At 59.6% G+C, this 18,871-nt stretch carries 17 protein-coding genes; 15 read left to right on the forward strand and 2 right to left on the reverse strand.

What is annotated here, in order from left to right:
• Nucleotides 1-78: 78 nt before the first annotated feature.
• The 12 genes from obgE (at nucleotide 79) to holA (ending at nucleotide 12,700) form a co-directional block, all read left to right on the forward strand.
• Nucleotides 79-1,593, forward strand: a complete 1,515-nt coding sequence (gene obgE, locus HMPREF2562_RS01305) for a GTPase ObgE (protein WP_049190856.1) — start codon at nucleotides 79-81, stop codon at nucleotides 1,591-1,593.
• Between the two features lie 98 nt (nucleotides 1,594-1,691).
• Nucleotides 1,692-3,041, forward strand: a complete 1,350-nt coding sequence (gene proB / locus HMPREF2562_RS01310) for a glutamate 5-kinase (RefSeq protein WP_049190854.1) — start codon at nucleotides 1,692-1,694, stop codon at nucleotides 3,039-3,041.
• 174 nt (nucleotides 3,042-3,215) lie between these two features.
• Nucleotides 3,216-3,929, forward strand: coding sequence for a class E sortase (locus HMPREF2562_RS01315; protein WP_049190851.1), 714 nt, complete (start codon nucleotides 3,216-3,218; stop codon nucleotides 3,927-3,929).
• A complete protein-coding gene (locus HMPREF2562_RS10930; RefSeq protein WP_049190848.1) occupies nucleotides 3,930-4,082 on the forward strand; it encodes a hypothetical protein in 153 nt (50 codons plus the stop codon).
• Between the two features lie 14 nt (nucleotides 4,083-4,096).
• Nucleotides 4,097-5,440: a glutamate-5-semialdehyde dehydrogenase gene (locus tag HMPREF2562_RS01320; protein WP_224783791.1), complete on the forward strand. Its 1,344-nt coding sequence runs from the start codon at nucleotides 4,097-4,099 to the stop codon at nucleotides 5,438-5,440.
• Between the two features lie 21 nt (nucleotides 5,441-5,461).
• Nucleotides 5,462-6,217, forward strand: coding sequence for a nicotinate-nucleotide adenylyltransferase (gene nadD, locus HMPREF2562_RS01325; protein WP_049171017.1), 756 nt, complete (start codon nucleotides 5,462-5,464; stop codon nucleotides 6,215-6,217).
• A gap of 87 nt (nucleotides 6,218-6,304) precedes the next feature.
• The gene (gene rsfS, locus HMPREF2562_RS01330) at nucleotides 6,305-6,763 is read left to right on the forward strand and encodes a ribosome silencing factor (RefSeq protein ID WP_005511538.1); all 459 of its coding nucleotides are present in this window, start codon (nucleotides 6,305-6,307) and stop codon (nucleotides 6,761-6,763) included.
• A 2-nt stretch (nucleotides 6,764-6,765) separates the two neighbouring features.
• Nucleotides 6,766-7,473 (forward strand): histidine phosphatase family protein, encoded by a 708-nt coding sequence (locus HMPREF2562_RS01335; RefSeq protein ID WP_069359622.1) that lies wholly within the window; start codon nucleotides 6,766-6,768, stop codon nucleotides 7,471-7,473.
• Entirely contained in the window at nucleotides 7,463-8,803 is a 1,341-nt protein-coding gene (locus HMPREF2562_RS01340) for a DegV family protein (RefSeq protein WP_070546419.1), read from the forward strand. Before HMPREF2562_RS01335 ends, HMPREF2562_RS01340 begins: the two co-directional genes overlap by 11 nt.
• 126 nt (nucleotides 8,804-8,929) lie before the next feature.
• A complete protein-coding gene (locus HMPREF2562_RS01345) occupies nucleotides 8,930-9,700 on the forward strand; it encodes a ComEA family DNA-binding protein (protein WP_246819312.1) in 771 nt (256 codons plus the stop codon).
• Nucleotides 9,684-11,645 carry a ComEC/Rec2 family competence protein gene (locus HMPREF2562_RS01350; RefSeq protein ID WP_070549437.1) on the forward strand — a complete coding sequence of 654 codons (1,962 nt, stop codon included), beginning with the start codon at nucleotides 9,684-9,686 and terminating at the stop codon, nucleotides 11,643-11,645. The genes HMPREF2562_RS01345 and HMPREF2562_RS01350 overlap by 17 nt, the downstream gene beginning before the upstream one ends.
• Entirely contained in the window at nucleotides 11,642-12,700 is a 1,059-nt protein-coding gene (gene holA / locus HMPREF2562_RS01355) for a DNA polymerase III subunit delta (protein WP_005511539.1), read from the forward strand. Before HMPREF2562_RS01350 ends, holA begins: the two co-directional genes overlap by 4 nt.
• Nucleotides 12,701-12,957: 257 nt before the next feature.
• On the opposite strand, the gene rpsT is transcribed toward holA, so the two are convergent.
• Nucleotides 12,958-13,224 carry a 30S ribosomal protein S20 gene (gene rpsT, locus HMPREF2562_RS01360; protein ID WP_016422323.1) on the reverse strand — a complete coding sequence of 89 codons (267 nt, stop codon included), beginning with the start codon at nucleotides 13,222-13,224 and terminating at the stop codon, nucleotides 12,958-12,960.
• Between the two features lie 273 nt (nucleotides 13,225-13,497).
• A complete protein-coding gene (locus tag HMPREF2562_RS01365; RefSeq protein WP_070549439.1) occupies nucleotides 13,498-14,112 on the reverse strand; it encodes a type II toxin-antitoxin system PemK/MazF family toxin in 615 nt (204 codons plus the stop codon).
• A gap of 162 nt (nucleotides 14,113-14,274) precedes the next feature.
• Between HMPREF2562_RS01365 and lepA the strand changes: the two genes are divergently transcribed.
• From lepA to HMPREF2562_RS01380, 3 genes are all read left to right on the forward strand, one after another.
• A complete protein-coding gene (gene lepA, locus HMPREF2562_RS01370; protein WP_141744758.1) occupies nucleotides 14,275-16,122 on the forward strand; it encodes a translation elongation factor 4 in 1,848 nt (615 codons plus the stop codon).
• 12 nt (nucleotides 16,123-16,134) lie between these two features.
• Nucleotides 16,135-17,151, forward strand: coding sequence for an ankyrin repeat domain-containing protein (locus HMPREF2562_RS01375; protein ID WP_070546428.1), 1,017 nt, complete (start codon nucleotides 16,135-16,137; stop codon nucleotides 17,149-17,151).
• Nucleotides 17,152-17,242: 91 nt separating this feature from the next.
• Nucleotides 17,243-18,826 (forward strand): cation:proton antiporter family protein, encoded by a 1,584-nt coding sequence (locus tag HMPREF2562_RS01380; RefSeq protein ID WP_049189287.1) that lies wholly within the window; start codon nucleotides 17,243-17,245, stop codon nucleotides 18,824-18,826.
• Nucleotides 18,827-18,871: the final 45 nt, after the last annotated feature.

Raw genomic sequence — 18,871 nt, forward strand, 5'->3', positions numbered from 1 at the left:
GCCCGTCGGCTCGCTTAAATTAGGGCATTACTCCAGGCACTAGATGATGGCTCTCCGCTCGGAAGTGTGTGTGATTTTATGTCTCGTTTTGTAGATCGTGTCGTACTGCATTTGCAGGCCGGCGACGGTGGTCACGGCTGTAACTCGGTGCTGCGTGAAAAGTTCAAGCCACTCGGCGGTCCCGATGGCGGTAACGGCGGCCACGGTGGCGACATTGTGCTGGCCGTCGACCCGCAGATTCACACTCTGATGGACTTCCACTTCCATCCCCATATCAAGGCTGCCAACGGTAAGCCCGGCGCGGGTGATCACCGCAATGGTGCTCGCGGCGAGGACCTGGTTCTCGGAGTGCCGGAGGGCACGGTTGTGATGACCGAGGATGGGGAAGTGCTGGCGGACATGACCGGTAAGGGGGCCCGCTTCATCGCCGCTGAAGGCGGTTACGGTGGTCTGGGCAACGCAGCGCTGGCGAACAAGAACCGCCGTGCGCCGGGCTTCGCTCTCCTCGGTGAGCCTGGCGAGGCCAAGGATCTTGTCTTGGAGCTCAAATCCATGGCAGACGTTGGACTGGTGGGCTTCCCGTCAGCTGGAAAGTCCTCGCTGGTCAGCACCTTGAGCGCTGCTAAGCCGAAGATTGGTGACTACCCATTTACCACGCTGCAGCCGAACCTGGGTGTGGTCAACGTTGGCTACGAGTCCTTCACCATCGCAGATGTGCCGGGTCTTATCCCGGGGGCGTCTGAAGGCCGTGGTCTTGGGTTGGATTTCCTGCGTCACATTGAGCGCTGTGCTGTGCTGGTGCATGTGGTGGACGCTGCTGCGCTGGAGGGCGACCGCGATCCGGTCTCTGACATCAAGGCGTTGGAGACGGAACTCGCCAACTACCAGTCGGTGCTGAAGGCCGACGTGGGGCTTGGGGATCTCGCAGAGCGTCCGCGCGTCATCGTGCTGAACAAGATTGACCTGCCCGATGCTCGCGAAATGATTGACATGCAGCGCGAGGAGCTGGAGAAGTTCGGCTGGCCGATTTATGAGATCTCTACGGTGACGCACGAGGGACTCAAGGAGCTGACCTACGGCCTGAAGGATCAGATTGCCGCCTACCGCAAGGCGCATCCGTTGCCAACAGAGCAGGAGCCCCGTGCGGTCATCCGTCCGGAAGGTGTGCGTGGCAAGAAGCGCGAAGGCGCGGACTTCACCATCGAGCGCGATCCGAATACCCCAGATGGGTTCATTGTGCGTGGCCGTAAGCCGGAGCGCTGGATTAACCAGACGGACTTCGAAAACGACGAGGCAGTCGGCTACTTGGCTGACCGCCTGGCCAAGCTTGGTGTAGAAGATGCCCTGGCAAAGGCTGGGGCAACGGTTGGCTGCCCGGTGACGATTTCCTATCTCACCTTCGAGTGGTACCCGCAGCAGGTCGCGGGCACCGATGACTTCGTGCCGAGTGGCCGTGGTACCGACGATCGTCTCTACGTCAACGAGCGCACTAGCGCCGAGCAGCGTAAGCGTGCATCGCAGGCCCGCCGTGGTCTGATTGACGAGTACGATTTCGGAGATGGCGAAGAGGCTATTCGCGACCGGTACTCATAGTCGCGGGCGACAGCGTCGTCGGCAAGCGAAGACTTCAAACTTGCATTTTGCCATTGATTGTTTAAACAATTATATAGTCAGAATTACATTAGACCGTCATGTTTTCCATTAGTGAAATGAGTGAGTCAGTTATCCCTTCCGACACCGTTGCCAACGATGTTGACGTCACTGGAGCAGATGCATTAGATGCCCCGGTAGCTACCGCGCCGAAGTCTGGATCGGACGCGCCGATTTCCCGTGAGGAGGTCGACGAGCTACTTCACGACAATCCTGAGTCCACCGTCGCTGAGATTGAAAAGGCGACTGAGAATTTATCTCCGGGAACCAAAGGCGGTTTCGATTCCGAGACTCGTGAGGCAATTCGGACCGCGAAGCGCGTCGTGGTGAAGATTGGTTCTTCCTCGTTGACCGGATCTGACGGTCGTACCGATCCCGAACGCATCGACTTCATTGCCGATGCCCTGGAAAAGCGTATGGGCTTTAGCGATGTCATTGTCGTGTCCTCCGGCGCGGTGGCATCCGGAATGGGGCCGCTGGGGCTGACTTCGCGTCCCACTGATTTGGCGACCAAGCAGGCGGCTGCAGCTGTGGGGCAGGTGCGCCTGGCACAGGAGTGGGGACGCTCCTTCCTGCGCTATGGCCGCACTTCTGCACAGGTGCTTTTGACCTCGGACGATGCAGGTGTGCGTTCGCGTGCCCGCAACGCCCAGCGCACTATCGACCGCCTGCGCCAGCTGGGTGCAGTGCCAATTGTCAACGAAAATGACACGGTCGCGACCTCGGAGTTCCGCTTCGGCGACAACGACCGCCTCGCCGCCCTGGTCAGTCACCTGGCGTACTGCGATGCACTGATTCTGCTTTCCGACGTCGACGGCCTCTACGACCGCAACCCGGCCGATCCAGGTGCGACCTTTGTGCCAGAGGTGCGCAGCGGTAACGACTTGCGTGGTGTTATCGCCGGTGACGGTGGAGCACTGGGCACCGGTGGAATGGCCTCGAAGGTGTCTGCCGCACGCCTGGCTTCGCGTGCTGGGGTGCCGGTGCTGCTGACTTCGGCGTCCAACATTGAGCGAGCACTTGACCAGGCAGACGTGGGAACGGCTTTCGCCGCGAAGGACAACCGCTTGAGCGCCTGGAAGTTCTGGATGCTCTACGCAGCGGATAGCTCGGGCCTGCTTCGCCTGGATGCCGGCGCGGTCGACGCTGTGACCCGCATGCGCAAGTCGCTGCTCCCGGTCGGTATCACCTCGGTTGACGGTGAGTTCTCCGCTGGTGACATCGTCGACCTGATTGGCCCGAGCGGTGAGGTCATCGGACGCGGCGAGGTCAACTATGACTCTGAGGAGCTGCTGGGCATGATCGGCTACCACACCGAGGAATTGCCGAATGACATGCAGAAGCCTGTCGTCCATGCCGACTACCTGTCGGATTTCGCCTCCCGCGCTTAGGAGAGCGTTGCGCTGAGAGCTGCAGCGCTTAAAGACGCGCACCTGGGCGCGCCCGGACAGAGGTGCCTCGGCAAAGACCGGCTGAGTGGGGACTAGCTGAGTGCGGACTGGCTGGGGGAGGAGTGCCTGAGCGCGGACTGCCTGGATGAGGAACTTTCGGGCATAATCCTAAGTGTGTTATCGAAAATTATTGGCGTCATCGGCGAGTTGCTCTTGACCGCTGGAGTGCTGGTGGCGCTCTTCGCCTTTTATCTGCTGTACTGGTCTGGTCTTGAAACCGGGAAAGCTCAGCAGCAGGCTCGTGATGAGCTGCAGCAGGCATGGTCCGCACCGGCATCGGCCCCAGCTCCGGCGCCAGAAGGCACGGAGCCAGCTGTTGAGGGCTCCTGGGTGCCTGGCTCTGCGGTGGCGATGATTTCCGCTCCTAAGGCCGGTTTTAGCGATTTGGTCGTATTCGAAGGTGTCTCTCAGGAAGTTTTGCGCGGTGGCCCCGGCCATTATCCGAGCACAGCCCTTCCGGGGCAGGTGGGCAACAGCTCTTATGCCGCCCATCGTGACGGCCACGGAGCTCCCTTTGACAACATTGACCGTCTGCAGACGTGCGATGACATCACTGTAGAGACGCGTGAAGCTATTTACCGCTACAAGGTATTACCGGTCGACGGTATGGCTGGCGCAGGGGAAAGCTTCGACTGCGTGCCAGAAGGAACTAACGTCCCCGAGATTCCCGGCCAGCACATTGTCACTCCAGACCGCGCCGATGTCCTCAATCCGATCGGTGACGCGACTCTACTTACGCTGACTACCTGCCATCCGCAGTGGGACAACACTCATCGGCTCATTATTCACGCGGTTCTCGCCAGTGTTGAGACCAAGGAGGTCAACTAGATGTACGCAGCTTTTTGGCGATCCCTGCCGGGTCCGTGGTGGGTGAAAGCGACCATCACCATCGTGATTGCCGTCATCGTGTTCCTGCTGTTGATGAATTACATCTTTCCTTGGGTTGCTGAGCTAATTCCCTCAAATGATGTCTCACTCTAGTTATGCTGGTAGGCATGACTGCTCAAACGAACGAAACTGCTAACACCAATCAACAGGGCATTGCCGAGGATTCGGCTCTTAGTCCGGAGCGTGCTGCTGAGCGCGCCGAGGTTTTAGATAAGGCACAGCGTGCCAAGGCTGTCGCGGGAGAGCTGGCTCGCTTTACGTCGGCACGCAAGAACGAGCTCCTGCTGGCCGCAGCAGATGCGCTGGTCGCCCGTACTGAAGAGATTCTGGTAGCCAACGCCAAGGACATCGAGGCCGGTAAGGCCCGTGGTTTTAGTGACTCCCTGCTGGATCGCCTGCGTCTTGACGCCGATCGTGTTGAGGGTATTGCCGGTGGGCTGCGCCAGGTTGCGGCCCTGCCGGATCCGGTAGGCGAGGTGCTGCGGGGCAGCACTCTTCCCAACGGCATTAAGCTTTCCCAGGTCAGCGTTCCGCTGGGCGTGATGGGCATGGTCTACGAGGCTCGCCCGAACGTTACTGTCGATGCCTTTGGTCTGGCGCTGAAGTCGGGCAACGTGGCCTTGCTGCGTGGCTCCAAGTCCGCCGTCCACTCCAACACGCAGCTGGTCGCGGTTTTGCGTGAGGTGCTGGCCAACCACGATGCACCGGAGGACCTTGTTCAGCTGCTGCCGTGTGAGACCCACGATTCCGTGCAAGATCTCATAACTGCCCGCGGCCTGGTTGACGTAGTGATTCCGCGCGGCGGTGCCGGTCTGATTGAGGCCGTCGTGACGAAGGCAACGGTGCCGACCATTGAGACCGGTACCGGTAACTGCCACATCTACATCGATGCTTCCGCCGATATCGACGAAGCGATTGCGCTGATGATTAACGGCAAGACCCGCCGTCCGAGCGTCTGTAACGCCACTGAAACGGTTCTCATTGACTCGGCGCTGTCCGCGCAGGATCAGGTCCGCATTTTGGACGCGCTTGCCGACGCTGGCGTTGCGGTCCACGGCGATGTCGATAATCTGGCGGCCTCTGGGTGGACCGGTGAGGTCATTCCTGCGACGGCGGAAGACTGGTCGGATGAGTACCTCTCGCTAGACATTGCAGCGCGCATCGTCGACGGTGTGGTGGCCGCGACGGATCACATCACTGAGTACTCCTCGGGCCACACGGAAGCTATCTCTGCACGTGACTGGGGCGTGTGCCAGGAGTTCGTCGACCGTGTTGATGCTGCTGCCGTCAGCGTCAATGCCTCCACTGCATTCACCGATGGTGAGCAGTACGGTTTCGGCGCAGAGATTGGTATTTCCACTCAGAAACTGCACGCCCGTGGGCCCATGGGGCTGCCGGAGCTGACCAGCAGCAAGTGGGTTCTGGCTGGTCGTGGACAGACTCGTCCGTAGTGCCCAGGTAAAGTGCCAGTCATGATTAAGCGCAAGAAAAGTGTGCGGTCGCGAGTACACGCCGCGTTGACAGCGAAGTCGGCGGAAGCGCCCCGGCAGCGCATTGGCGTAATGGGTGGCACTTTTGACCCCATTCACAATGGTCACCTGGTTGCCGCCAGCGAGGTGGCAGACCGTTTTGACCTCGACTTTGTGCTTTTCGTGCCCACGGGTGAACCGTGGCAAAAGCGCGGCCGGAAGGTCTCTCACAGCGAAGACCGCTACCTGATGACGGTCATTGCCACTGCGTCGAACCCGCAGTTTTCGGTCTCGCGGGTTGATATTGATCGGCCGGGTGCGACCTATACCGTCGATACGCTGCGGGATTTGAAGGTCATCTATCCCAACGCGGATCTGTTCTTCATTACCGGTGCCGATGCGCTGCAGAAGATTATGACGTGGCGGGACTGGGAGGAGATGTTCGACGCAGCAACGTTCGTCGGTGTCACTCGTCCAGGGGTTCACCTGCGGGCAGAGGACCTGGAAGGAATCGACGCTTCACGGTTGCACCTCATCGAGATTCCCGCCATGGCTATTTCTTCTACCGATTGTCGAAAGCGTGCGGAGGCAGGACGCCCTGTTTGGTACTTGGTGCCGGATGGCGTGGTGCAGTACATCGCTAAGCGGGGTCTGTACCAGTCTGCTGAGGGCACGGTTGGTTCTGTGGGCCCCGCATCGGTGAACTCGACCTCCGAGGATGCGGCATCGGTGGATGCGAAGTCCGATACCGCGGACTGAAAGTTAGCAAAATCCCGCTGAGACGGTAAGTTACAAGTACAAACGCTGTTTTTCACGACTTTTAATCACAAGGAGCTGAAGTCTTTCGTGACTGCACAACCACGCGCCATTGAGCTGGCGACCGCCGCGGCGAAGGCCGCCGATAGCAAAAAGGGTGAGGACGTCGTTGTTCTCGATGTCTCTGGCCCGGTGGTGATTACGGACGCATTCGTCCTGGTCAGTGCTGACAATGAGCGTCTGGTTGCCGCAATCGTCGACGAAATTGAGGACGATCTGCGTGACCTCGGCGCAAAGCCGGTTCGCCGCGAAGGTGTCCGTGAGGGACGTTGGGCGCTGCTGGATTACGGCGACATTGTCGTGCATGTCTTCCGCAGTGAAGAACGCGACTTCTACGGCCTGGATCGACTGTGGCGCGATTGCCCGCGCATCGAGGTCGAGGGCATCGAGCAGCCGAGCAACGAGGACGGCGAAGATTCCGCCCGCAATGCTCGTTCTATCGACGAGATTCCGCTGGCTGCCGAAAACCCGGACACGGACGAGTTTTAATTGTGGCGGGCTCACGCGAGGCACATGTTGCCGCTCGACGTCGCCTGATTATGCTGCGGCACGGGCAGACCTCGTATAACGCTACCGGCCGCATTCAGGGACAGCTGGACACGCAGCTTTCCGACGTTGGTCGCGAGCAAGCCCGTACTGCGGCGCAGTACCTGGCGGAGGCTGAACCGCGAATCACAAAAATCGTGTCCTCTGACCTGACCCGGGCAGCCGACACCGCCCGCGCGCTAGCCGAGGCCACCGGTGCAGAGTTGAGTTTTGATAAGCGCCTGCGTGAGACCAACCTCGGTGAATGGCAAGAGCGTACCTACGACGAGATTGACTCCGCGTTTCCCGGTATGCGTGACCACTGGCGCCATAATCTCAACTGGGCACCCAAGGGTGGCGAGACCCGCTTTGAGGTCTCCAACCGAATGCTGGCGGTCATTGCTGAGCTAGCGGCCAACCCCGATTGGGAGTCGGATACCTTTGTGCTCGTGTCCCACGGTGGTGCCATTGCTGCCGCTACCGCAGCCCTGCTGCAGATGCCGCGCGACTACTTCAGCACGTTCAACGGCCTGGGCAACACTGCGTGGGTCGAAATGGAGCAGCGCACGCGCGTCAATGGTGAGACCTCCTGGTACCTGAATGCTTTTAACGCGAAGGTCCGCGAGCGGGAGTCGCAGGTTTCTGATTCTTCAGGAGGCCGCCATGCCCGGTGACGGTCGCGTTCGCATTGTTGTTGATGACACCGCGTGCTTGATGCCCGAGGTTGCCCGCAAGCTCGACATCACCGTGGTTCCCATCGGCCATGACATCAATGAAGACGCCGTCACCACGTCGGCAGTCAGTCCACTGAAGCTGTGCGCCGCATATGCGCGTGCGCTGGAACGCTCCAACAAGGATGGTTCTGACGCTGGCGTTGTCGCCCTGCATCTTGGCAAGGGAATGTCCGCTACCTGGTCTAACGCTGTCACCGCTGCTGGTGCGCTGGACCGTGTGACCGTCATCGATACCGACACCGTCGGAGCTGGAGTCGGTGCCGCTGCCATCGCGGCGGCCAAGGCTGCGAGGGCCGGGGCCAGTCGTGATGAGGTTGCCGATGTAGCGCGTGATGTGCTGCAGCGCTATCGACTCTGGTTGTTTGTACCAAAGCTTGATTCGCTACGTCGTGGCGGTCGCATCTCCGCGGGCCAAGCGATGCTTTCTACGGCTCTCGCTATCAAGCCCATCGTCGGCATCAAAGATGGCTCACTAGCGCTGGTCGCCAAGTGTCGGACAGAGGCGAAGGTCAAGCAGCGCATGGTGGATTTTGCCACGAAGATGGTGCGGTCCGCGTCATCGGCGAACCGTCCGCCTGCGGTATTGCTGCATCATTCCGATGCGCTTGACGACGTTCACGAGCTCCAGGCCATGCTTGCCGAAGAGCTACCCGACGATACCCGGTTTAGAATCCTGGATTTGCCGGAGTCTCTTACCGCTCATGTCGGGCAGGGAGCCTATGCAGTTGGCATGGTCTCCGGTGGCTCGATTGATTCGAATGCCATGGATTTTGAAACAGAGATGGGCGTGACAGCGCTGCTCCACAGTGTGGAGGAGAGTGACGCGCCTGCTGTTGATGCTGTGGCTGCAGACGCGGTAGACGACGATTCCGGGAACATAGACAATTCCGGTGACTCTGCTGACACGGACGGTTCGGCTGAAAACGCTGGCACCACAGACCCAGGTGAGCCGATCACCGATCAGGCTGCGGTGAAGGTAGTTGAGAATCCGGCTGCCAGTCGCAACCGCAATAAACGAATCCATCGCACAGTAGTGACTAATGAACAGGGAATTCCGCTTTTCACCACGGCGGTTTCTAAATTGCCAACGTGGAGTGAGAATCGCCAAGCAGCTCTGGATAAAGCTGAGCGTCTGGCGAAGGCTATCTCTGATTTGGCGCTGCGCGATAAGTCCGATCCCGAGGGAGCTGTATTTGGCACCGATGGGGAGAAATCGCGGGAGTCGTCGTCAAGCGACAAGCGTGATGATGACGGCGACGAGAAGAAGTAGCGGCTGAACTGCGAAGATGATCTGGCCTGTGGATAACCTCCACAGGTCATTTTTTATCCACAGATGACGCCTTGATGAGTGCTTTCGTCAAGGTGGGGTGTGGTGCGGGGCGCTAGGGTGCGCATCGTGACGAATTTGCGGAATCGGCTGGCGGACTATCTGGAACCGATTGATCAAGACAAGCGCATGGCGGTGGACTTTTCCACGCGCCGGGCGGTGGTGACGCCGCGGGTGGCGATGGCTGCGTGCCTTGTGATTGCGGTGTTGGCTGTTGGAGCAATCGCTGCGGTGGTGTGGCCGTCGACGCCGCAGGTGGAGATGCCTGCGGTGCAGGACGCGGCTGTCGCGGGGACGACACCGGAGACGACCGAAACCCCAGCGGAGGCGCCTGGCGGTCCGGGGCAGGAGACTAACGCTCAGGCACAGGTGGGGCCGTTGATTGTGTCGGTGGTGGGGTTGGTTGTGAATCCTGGCGTGGTGGAGGTGCCAGTGGGTGCGCGGGTGGTGGAGGCAATTGAGCGTGCGGGTGGGCTTTTGCCGGAGGCTAATCCTGCCAGCGTGAACCTGGCGGCACCGTTGGTAGATGGTCAACAGATTGTGGTCGGGACAGAGGCGCTGCCAGCAGGGACGGCGGAGGGCGGTTCCGATGTTTCTGGCGGTTCTGGCGCCGGTGCTGCAGGCGGGGCTGACCCGGGTGGCTCTGACGGAAAGATCAACATCAACACCGCCACTGCTACGCAGCTGGAGGAATTGCCCGGAATTGGACCCGCAACAGCGACCAGAATCATTGACTTTCGTGAAAAGAACGGGCCTTTTGCGAGTATCGACGCACTTGAGGAGGTACCGGGAATCGGCCCGGCGAAGGTAGAGGCTCTGCGCGATGCCACCACCGTCTGACCTGCGCGCTCGTGCTGGGCTCGATGTGCGGCTAGTGCCAGCAGCGGTGTTGGCGTGGGCGACTGCGGTGGCGGTGATCATGCGCCCAGAATGGGCGATAGTTGTGGTACCGAGCTCAATCGCGACTGCGGTGGCGTTGCCGTGGGCGTGGCAGCGTTGGTCGTGGCGATGGGGCAGAGGTGCGGTGACCTCCGGCTGGCGAGCAATCGCCACTATCGTGGTGCCAGCTGTGGCGGTGGCCACGCGAATCCGCATAGCGCAAGCCCGAGCCCATGAGCTCTATGAGGACATTGGTGGGATGGCGAAAGTGCAATTGCGCCTCGTCACCGAGCCGAAAGCAACCGAGTTTGGGGCCAGTGCGAAGGCCCGCATCGAAGGTCTTCCGGGGCAGGTGACGGCTTTCGGCGACGAGTCACTGTTGGCTATCACGAGAGACACCGTAATTGAATCCACAGCCGGTATACGTGTGGCCAGCAAGCCCTGCATTAGTGGTATCCAGCTGAATCTGCGCGGTGATGTTGAGGTCATCGCGCCACCACAGGGGCTGGCAGCTGACGTGAGGCAGCAGCTCTTTGACTCGGCGCAGAATCTCCCCGTTGGTCCCGACCGCCTGATTCCCGCCATGGCCATCGGCGATGAGCGCGGCTTTAGCCTCACCGATGGCGATGTGATGACTGCTTCTGGGCTTTCACATCTATCAGCGGTCTCTGGAGCGAACGTTGCGCTTGTTGTCGGGGCTGTTGTAGCCGTGTTTTCGTGGGCTGGACCGCGGGTGCGCGTCGCAGTCGCCGCGCTTGCCCTGTATGGCTTTGTGGCAATTGTGGGTACAGAACCGTCAGTGCTACGCGCGGTGGTCACCGGCTGCATTGGGCTGTTGGCGATTCTTGTAGGACGAGCTGGCCAGGCCATCGCGGCGCTGTCGGCTGGCATTATTGGGTTGATTCTCCTGGCTCCAGACCTATCGGTATCAGTGGGCTTCGCCCTCTCGGTCGCAGCCACCGCCGGGTTAGTCCTTCTTGCCGAGCCCCTTGCCAGACGCCTGTCCGCCACCACCGTTATGGGTACCTGGCCCGCCCCAGTAGTCCGCGCCGTCGCCGTATCGATTGCCGCACACGTGGTCACCATGCCCGTGTTGGCGCTCCTTATCGGCGAAATTAGTCACGTCTCACTGCTCGCCAATCTCCTCGCCGCGCCCGCCGTCGCACCGGTTACTATCGCTGGTTCGCTCGCTGCCGTTGCCGCCGCACTGCATCTCAATTGGCTGGTCAGTGCGCTGCTCTGGTGCGCCGCGCCGTGCGCATGGTGGATTCATCAGGTCGCACGCCTCGCTGCGGGAATCGTCGCGCCCGCCACTGGGACGGTCACGTTGGTCATCTCCTGCACGCTCACGTTCGCATGCTTGACGGCGCTCTGGGCGTGGCCCCGTCTTGCGCTCCGCGCTGGTTGCTTCGCAGTGGTACTTGCCGTCTGTAGTTACGCGGTTATTTGGGTGTTCGGGCTGGACATTGCGCGTGCCCCACAGGGGTGGAAGGTTGCGGCCTGTGCGGAGAAGAACCAGGTTGTTCTCATTCACGCGGAGGCTGTCGGAGAACCCGCCAACCATGTGGCATCGGTTGGTTACCCTGCACCGACCTCGCTCAGCCGGCAGTGCCGAATTGCACTCGGACTCACCGAGGAAGAGGCGGGGTACGTCCAGGTGCTCGATGACACCACCAATAACCCCACGACAGAAACCGTGGCGGTGGAGTCCCCGTCGTACATCGCTGAATCCGTGAGCGGCCAACCGTCCCAATCAGGCCGCTCACCCCAGTGGTTTATCGCTCGCGAGTGTGGTCCGCGCGTGCGAGAAACCGTAATGACACCCGAGCAGATTCCTGTGGTGTGCCCGCAGCGAGATGGGCCGCAAGCCCTGTATTCCAATGGTGAAGTCTGGCGAGGAAGGTGAAATCCGGGCTGTCCCGTAGGCTAGAAACAACAGTCGCAGGAATTAACGCGGAAAAGAGGTCGGGATTGAGCGCCGTCGCACCCGTGAATTTGATTGTGGGCAAAGAGGAGCTGCTGAAAGACCGCGCCCGCCTCGCCATTGTCGCTGCCGTCCGCGCGCAGGCAGCAACGGAGTCCGATCCGGGTGGACGCTCGGTGCCTGTGACCACCATCCGCGCAGGGGACATGACCACTGTCGATGCCGTGGAGCTCTTCAGCCCTTCGTTGTTTGGAGATGACCGGATCGTGGTTGTCACCGACTGCCAAGACGCCGGCAAAGAGCCTGCCAAGCTGTTGATGGATTCGGTTAAGGATCCCGCGCCGGGCATCACGTTGATTCTCCTTCACAGCGGTGAGGGGCGTCAGAAAAAGATGGTCGCTGACCTGCGCAAGTTGGGGGTCCGCTTTTTCGAAGCTCAACCGCTCAAGCGAAACGACTTGCCCGGTTTTGTTGGCGAAGAGTTCGCCTCACACGGGGTTAAGGTGCGTCGCGACGTCATCGATACCGTCCTGGATGCGGTCGGTTCAGACCTCCGCGAACTGGCGACCGCCATTTCCCAGCTGTGTGCGGATACAGCGGGCAAGGTCACCTCGGAAGCAGTGCGCACCTACTACGGTGCTTCGGCGGAGGTCTCGGGCTTTGAGATTGCCGAGCTCGCACTGCGCGGTCGGGGCGGGGAAGCGTTGGCCAAGATGCGCCGTGCCTTGCAGCTGGGAATGGCACCGGCACTGCTGTCGGCTGCAATCACGGGAATGGTTGGTGATGTAGCTCGGCTCCACGGTGCACGTGGTGTCAATGCGCGTAGAGATGCCCACCGCTATGGCATGCCGCCGTGGAAGTTGGAGAAAACTCAGCGGTTGGCATCTGCCTGGTCAACCCCGGCGGTTGCTCGCGCTGTGGTTGTCGCGGCACAGCTGGATGCAGACACCAAGGGAGCCTCATCGACGCCGGAACTATCGCTGGAACAGTCGGTGCTTCGTATCGCGGAGCTGGCCCATTCGTCCCATCGGCGTTAAAATTTCCGGGCTGCAAATGTGAAACTGTGTGAGTTTATGACCCTTTCAAGCCATTTTTCGGGCCATTTTTGTCATAAACGTAGTCAGTAACTCGCATCGCCCCACCGCCGCCAGCCATAAACGCAGCCACTAACTCGCGTTGGGGTTAAATAATAAAAACCGCCTCCCGCCACATCCGAAATGAAATCGGAAAATAGCAGGAAGCGGTTAATTTCACGGCACAAGCGCCACAAGAACGGCACAGCGCCAAAAGGGAATTAGCCCTCCAGCTTGTTGAAAGCCTTAGCCATACCGGACTTCTTGTTAGCCGCAGTGTTGCGGTGGAAGACGCCCTTGGTGACAGCCTTGTCCAGCTTGCGGGAAGCAACGCGCAGCTGAGCCTCAGCAGCAGCCTTGTCGCCAGCCTCAACAGCAGCCTGGAACTTGCGGATCTCGGTGCGGACTGCAGAGCGGATAGCCTGGTTACGCAGGCGAGCCTTCTCGTTGGTCTTGTTGCGCTTGATCTGGGACTTGATGTTTGCCATCGTGAATACCTCTTGTATCCGTAGTAGTTGGAATTGCTACCGCCCGCCACCAAGAAAACTCCTGATCACAGTGCAAATTTCGGGGTCGAACCTCTGCTGGTTAAAACTCTTTAACCAGCGAGTTAAAACCACCCACTGCGCTTATGCGACGATGAAAACGCGAACCCAAGGTCCTGTCCGCGCTCGCCGCAAAGGAACGCAACGGTAAACAACTTGCAGAATCTTAGCAAACAGCGCTGCCTAATACCAGCCGCTGCCTAGTTCCAGCTGCGGCTAATTCCAGCCATAGTCACCGCGCAACCGGGCGGCGATGAGCTCGAAGCGCCTGCGGGGCATCATTGCGCCTGCGCGGCGAATACCCGATTCTGGAATGAGCAAGATACGGTCCATGCGAACCCACGATGGCTTGGGGTCTTCATTCCAGAACCCACTACCGATAAACAGCCACTCCGGGTGCTCACTGTGCTCGGTGCGTGTGGAAATCAGCATGCCCAGAAGATACTGGTCGTGGCGACCAACCACGACCACAGCGCGCTCACGCAAAGCGGCATTTTCACCTTCGAGCTGCAGCGGAATCCACACCACTTCGCCGGGGTCGGCCTGGCCATCCATGTCAGGGCTGTAGACAATTGTGCGGGCCAGTTCTGCGGTTGGGCGCGCGATGGTCACCGAATCTCGCAGTCGAAGTAGAGCCTCCTTGGACTCGTCGGAAAGCGAGGTGTCCTGAGCGAGCCCAAGTTGCGTGTTGAGCTTAAACAGTGCCTCATCGAGGGTGTCGGGGCCGCGGAACCACTCGGTACCGGCGAAAAGACGCGCGCTGATGCGATTGCGCAGGCGGCGCGGCCAGCTTTCGCGGTCATTTTGATCGGTGGGCGAAGTGGAGCTCATGGAATCTAAGTCTAGAGGTTTAGTGCGGAGGGAATCGATAGGTAAGATTGTGCGTGATTGTATTTAAGCCCGGCTGGTCGGTTTTCGAGGCCGGCGCATGTGGGTCGGCCAACGCCGCGCCCCAATGCCCATAACGTCTTTATTTTTCGGAGTAGACCCAACGTGACCAAGAATTTTGCGGAGCAGACTTTTACGGACCCCTCACGGATTCGAAATTTCTGCATCATTGCGCACATTGACCACGGTAAGTCCACCCTGGCGGACCGAATTCTGCAGCTCTCGGGTGTTGTGGAGGCGCGCGACATGCGCGATCAGTACCTCGACAATATGGATATTGAGCGCGAACGCGGCATCACTATTAAGGCTCAGAACGTGCGCCTGCCGTGGGTTCCGAGCGCAGGTAAGCACGCGGGGGAAGAGATCGTCCTGCACCTGATTGACACGCCTGGTCACGTCGACTTCACCTACGAGGTCTCGCGCGCGCTAGAGGCGTGTGAAGGCGCGATTCTGCTTGTCGACGCCGCGCAGGGCATCGAAGCGCAGACGCTGGCCAATCTGTACTTGGCCATGGAAAATGACCTGGAGATTATCCCGGTTCTGAACAAGATTGACCTGCCGGCCGCGGATCCGGATAAGTACGCGGAGGAGATTGCGCACATCATCGGCTGTGAGCCGGAGGATGTCATGCGTGTTTCGGGCAAGACCGGTGAGGGCGTTGAGGAAATGCTCGACCGAGTCTGTGAGCTCGTCCCGGCACCGGTCGGCGATCCAGAGGCACCTGCCCGTGCGCTGATTTTTGACTCCGTCTACGACACCTACCGTGGTGTGGTCACCTACATCCGTGTTGTTGATGGTCAGCTCAAGCCGCGTGAGGTCATTCAGATGATGTCCACCGGCACCAAGCACGAGCTGCTGGAAATCGGCATTGTTTCGCCACAGCCGAAGAAGTGTAAGGGCCTTGGCGTCGGCGAGGTCGGTTATCTCATCACTGGTGTGAAGGATGTCCGTCAGTCCAAGGTCGGTGATACCGTCACGCTGAACGCCACACCGGCTGAGGAGCCGCTGGAAGGCTACGAAGAGCCCAAGCCGATGGTCTACTCCGGTCTGTTCCCAATCTCTCAGCAGGACTATCCCGACCTGCGTGATGCGTTGGAAAAGCTCCAGCTTAACGACGCTTCGTTGACATTCGAACCGGAGACTTCGGTTGCCCTCGGGTTTGGTTTCCGCGGTGGCTTCTTGGGCTTGCTGCACATGGAGATTACCCGTGCCCGCCTCGAGCGCGAGTTCGACCTGGATTTGATTTCGACGGCTCCGAACGTTGTCTACCGCGTTGTCATTGAGGACGGCACCGAGGTCACTGTTCACAATCCGAGTGACTGGCCGGAGGGCAAGCTCCGCGAAATTTACGAGCCGATGGTCAAGTGCACCATCGTTGTGCCGAGTGAATTCGTTGGCCCCACCATGGAGCTGTGTCAGCAGAAGCGCGGCGAGATGGGCGGTATGGACTACCTGTCGGAAGACCGCGTGGAGCTGCGCTACAAGATGCCACTGGGCGAGATCATCTTCGACTTCTTCGACATGCTGAAGTCCCGTACCAGGGGTTATGCCTCGCTGAACTACGAAGATGCCGGCGAGCAGCTTGCGGATCTGGTCAAGGTGGATATCCTCCTGCAGGGCGAAGCAGTCGATGCTTTCTCCGCTATCGTCCACCGCGACAATGCGCAGTGGTACGGCAACAAGATGACCAAGAAGCTGCGCGAGCTGATTCCTCGCCAGCAGTTCGAGGTCCCGGTTCAGGCCGCAATCGGTTCGAAGATTATTGCCCGCGAGAACATTCGTGCACTGCGCAAGGACGTCCTTGCTAAGTGTTACGGCGGTGACATCTCCCGTAAGCGCAAGCTGCTGGAGAAGCAGAAGGCCGGTAAGAAGCGTATGAAGAACATCGGTTCGGTTTCGGTGCCGCAGGAGGCATTCGTGGCTGCGCTGTCCACCGACGAGGGCGGTAAGTAAAGGGGAAACTGCATGCCACGGAAGCGGAAGAAACTGGTCGAGAACTTCGAAGAGCTGCTCGAAGCCGGTGACATGGATGCACTGAAGGCCGTCTATGACACTTGCGCTCTCGACGCAGTCTTTGGCTACAGCAAGGACACTGCACTGGCGCTCCGTGGCACCCCGCCAGAGCTCATGCGCTGGCTAATCGACCAGGGGATCGACGTCAACACTGAGAACCACTTCGGTAAGACCGCGCTGGCAGAGCATGCAAGCCGGGGCGATACCGACAAGATGAAAATCCTGCTCGAATGCGGTGCCGACATCGAAGCCGGTAAGTATCCTCCGCTTTTCATGGCAGCGAAGAGCCATCAGCCCAAGGCGATTGCGTTGCTGTTGGAAAATGGTGCTGACCTTCACCGCGAGAACCGCCTCGGTCACGGCCGGACAGCGTTCAAAGAGGCGGTTGCTGCTGCCGATACCGATTCCCTCAGTCGAGTCCTAGACAGCATCGAGGTGCTTCTGGACGCTGGTTCGGAAATCGACGACGAAGTGCGCGAAGAGTTCACCAAGTTCGGTCGCCGCTACAACCGCATGTCAGAGAAGCAACGCGACAAGTACCAGCCAGTTATGGATCGCCTCTACGAGCGCATCGGTGCGGAACGTCCGGACGTGATTACACCTCACGATGGCCACAGCGACATCATTGTCCCCGCAGGCAAGTCGACCAACGGTCAGTTCCGATACCTCTGGAACTACCTGGTGCCGGGTGGTGGCGCAGCCGCGACTGTGCAGGGCGAGGTTATTCGCATCGTGGGCCGGCTCGGGTACGAGGCCCTGGAGATGGGCTACGTCAACTGGGACGAAGACTTTGTCGCGATGACCGACTTTTGGCTGGAGACGGTTGGGGCTGCCGAGGATGCAATGGCCGTCGTAAAGCAGCGCAAAGCTGGTGAGGCGGACATTGATGCGTTGACGGCAGCGGCGGTCGCGTGGGTGGCAGAGCACCCGCAGCCGATTGCATTGGGCGAGGTTCCGTACCGACGCTAGCTCCCAAGACGCTAGCCCCAGTCGGGTGGCAAAGAACGGTTAATGGCCAACCTCTGCATTTATCAGTTGTGTCAGACGTTATCTTTGATGGGTGGAATCCGTATACCTAACAGCAATACTGTTTTCGATTATCGGCGGGCTCGGTGCTTCGTTGCTTCGGCTGCCGCCGCTGATTGGTTTCCTTGGGGCCGGTTTTGCCGTTCATGCAATGGGACTTGAGGAAATCCCGTTTATTGATTCGCTGGCCGAGCTCGGTGTTACCACCTTGCTCTTCACAATCGGTCTGAAGCTGAATCCCAAGGATATCGTGGCGCCGCGAGTGGTCTTTTCAGGGTTGGGTCACGCATTTTTAAACACGGTGGTTTTTGCCGTGCTGTTTGGTATCGCCAGTTTCTTGCCGCTGCGTGAACTCACGGGGCTGTCGGTGACTGCGTTGATTTACATCGGCATCGCGACTTCCTTCTCGTCGACGGTGTTTGTGATGAGCCACTTGGAGGAGCAGAACCGCGGTGCTTCGGCCATCGGACGCATCGCGATTGGTGTGCTCATTCTGCAGGACATCATTGCGGTCGGTGTGCTGGTGGCATCGTCGGGTAAGACCCCGGAGCTGTGGGCGCTGGCTCTACCACTGTTGTTCTTCATCCGTCCGCTGGCGGCGCGGCTTCCCAACCGCATGTTCCGCACTGAGCTGCTGGTTCTCACCGGCATTGGTATTGCTGTGGCCGCTTACTCGGCTTTCGAGCTGGCAGGGCTGTCCGGCTCGCTGGGGTCCTTGGTTGCCGGTATTCTGCTGTCCTCGCACCCGATTTCTGACCGTCTGTCGGAAGCTCTGATTAGTATCCGTGAGCTGCTGCTGGTCGCGTTCTTTATCGAAATTGGCCTCGGTGGTCTGCCAAGTGCTGGCGGCTACGTTATCGCCGCGATTATGGTCCTGTTCCTGGTGTTCAAGGTCACTATCTTCATCGGGATTCTCAAGCGCACCGGACTGTCCCTGCGCACTAGTGCGTTGGCGGGTCTGACGTTGAGTAACTACTCGGAGTTCGGCCTCATTGTCATGGCTGCGGCGACGCAACAGGACATTCTGCCCGATGAGTGGACCTCGATTATGGCAGTCGCCGTGGCGGGTAGCTTCATTGCCAGCTCGCTGATGGTCCCGCATGAGGACAAGCTGGTCAGCTTCCTGCAGAAGTTCGTCCCAGAAACCCCAGAGGACCGCCTGGTCCCAGAAGAGGCAACGGTCATTATTGATAACGCTGATGCCCTCATCATGGGTATGGGGCGCGTCGGCGTCGGTGTCTACGGCAGGTTGGTTAATGAGTACGGCATGAACGTCTTTGGCGTTGACTTCGATGAGGATCGCATCGAAGAGCTGCGTGAGCAGGGCTACCAGGTTATCCCGGGTGATGTGACAGACCCAGAGCTGTGGCACCACATCGAGTTGGAGAAGAAACCAGCGCTGTACGTGTTGGCGCTGTCTGAGCACGCTGAGACCTACGCGATGATTCAGAACATCCGTAAGCAGGACACCGAAGCCGTGGTTGCTACCACCACTAAGGTGCAGAGGTTTAAGGATCAGCTTCTCAACGTTGGTGCCGACATGGCCGTCTACCTTTATGACGGTGCTGGCGAGGAGCTTGCCGACCGCGCAGTGGAAACACTTCAGCAGCGTTCGTAGTCGGATCCGTGACCCCGTGATGGGCTAGCAGGGCTGCCGCGGCTA

The sequence above is a fragment of the Corynebacterium sp. HMSC077G07 genome (assembly GCF_001809225.1).
Lineage (GTDB): Bacteria > Actinomycetota > Actinomycetes > Mycobacteriales > Mycobacteriaceae > Corynebacterium > Corynebacterium jeikeium_D.

Excerpts from the sequence above, each read along its gene's own strand:
- HMPREF2562_RS01340 (WP_070546419.1), top strand. The coding sequence starts at position 7,463 with ATGCCCGGTGACGGTCGCGTTCGCATTGTTGTTGATGACACCGCGTGC.
- obgE (WP_049190856.1), top strand. The coding sequence starts at position 79 with ATGTCTCGTTTTGTAGATCGTGTCGTACTGCATTTGCAGGCCGGCGAC.
- HMPREF2562_RS01320 (WP_224783791.1), top strand. The coding sequence starts at position 4,097 with ATGACTGCTCAAACGAACGAAACTGCTAACACCAATCAACAGGGCATT.
- proB (WP_049190854.1), top strand. The coding sequence starts at position 1,692 with ATGTTTTCCATTAGTGAAATGAGTGAGTCAGTTATCCCTTCCGACACC.
- rpsT (WP_016422323.1), bottom strand. The coding sequence starts at position 13,224 with ATGGCAAACATCAAGTCCCAGATCAAGCGCAACAAGACCAACGAGAAG.
- HMPREF2562_RS01365 (WP_070549439.1), bottom strand. The coding sequence starts at position 14,112 with ATGAGCTCCACTTCGCCCACCGATCAAAATGACCGCGAAAGCTGGCCG.
- HMPREF2562_RS01375 (WP_070546428.1), top strand. The coding sequence starts at position 16,135 with ATGCCACGGAAGCGGAAGAAACTGGTCGAGAACTTCGAAGAGCTGCTC.
- HMPREF2562_RS01350 (WP_070549437.1), top strand. The coding sequence starts at position 9,684 with ATGCCACCACCGTCTGACCTGCGCGCTCGTGCTGGGCTCGATGTGCGG.
- HMPREF2562_RS10930 (WP_049190848.1), top strand. The coding sequence starts at position 3,930 with ATGTACGCAGCTTTTTGGCGATCCCTGCCGGGTCCGTGGTGGGTGAAA.
- nadD (WP_049171017.1), top strand. The coding sequence starts at position 5,462 with ATGATTAAGCGCAAGAAAAGTGTGCGGTCGCGAGTACACGCCGCGTTG.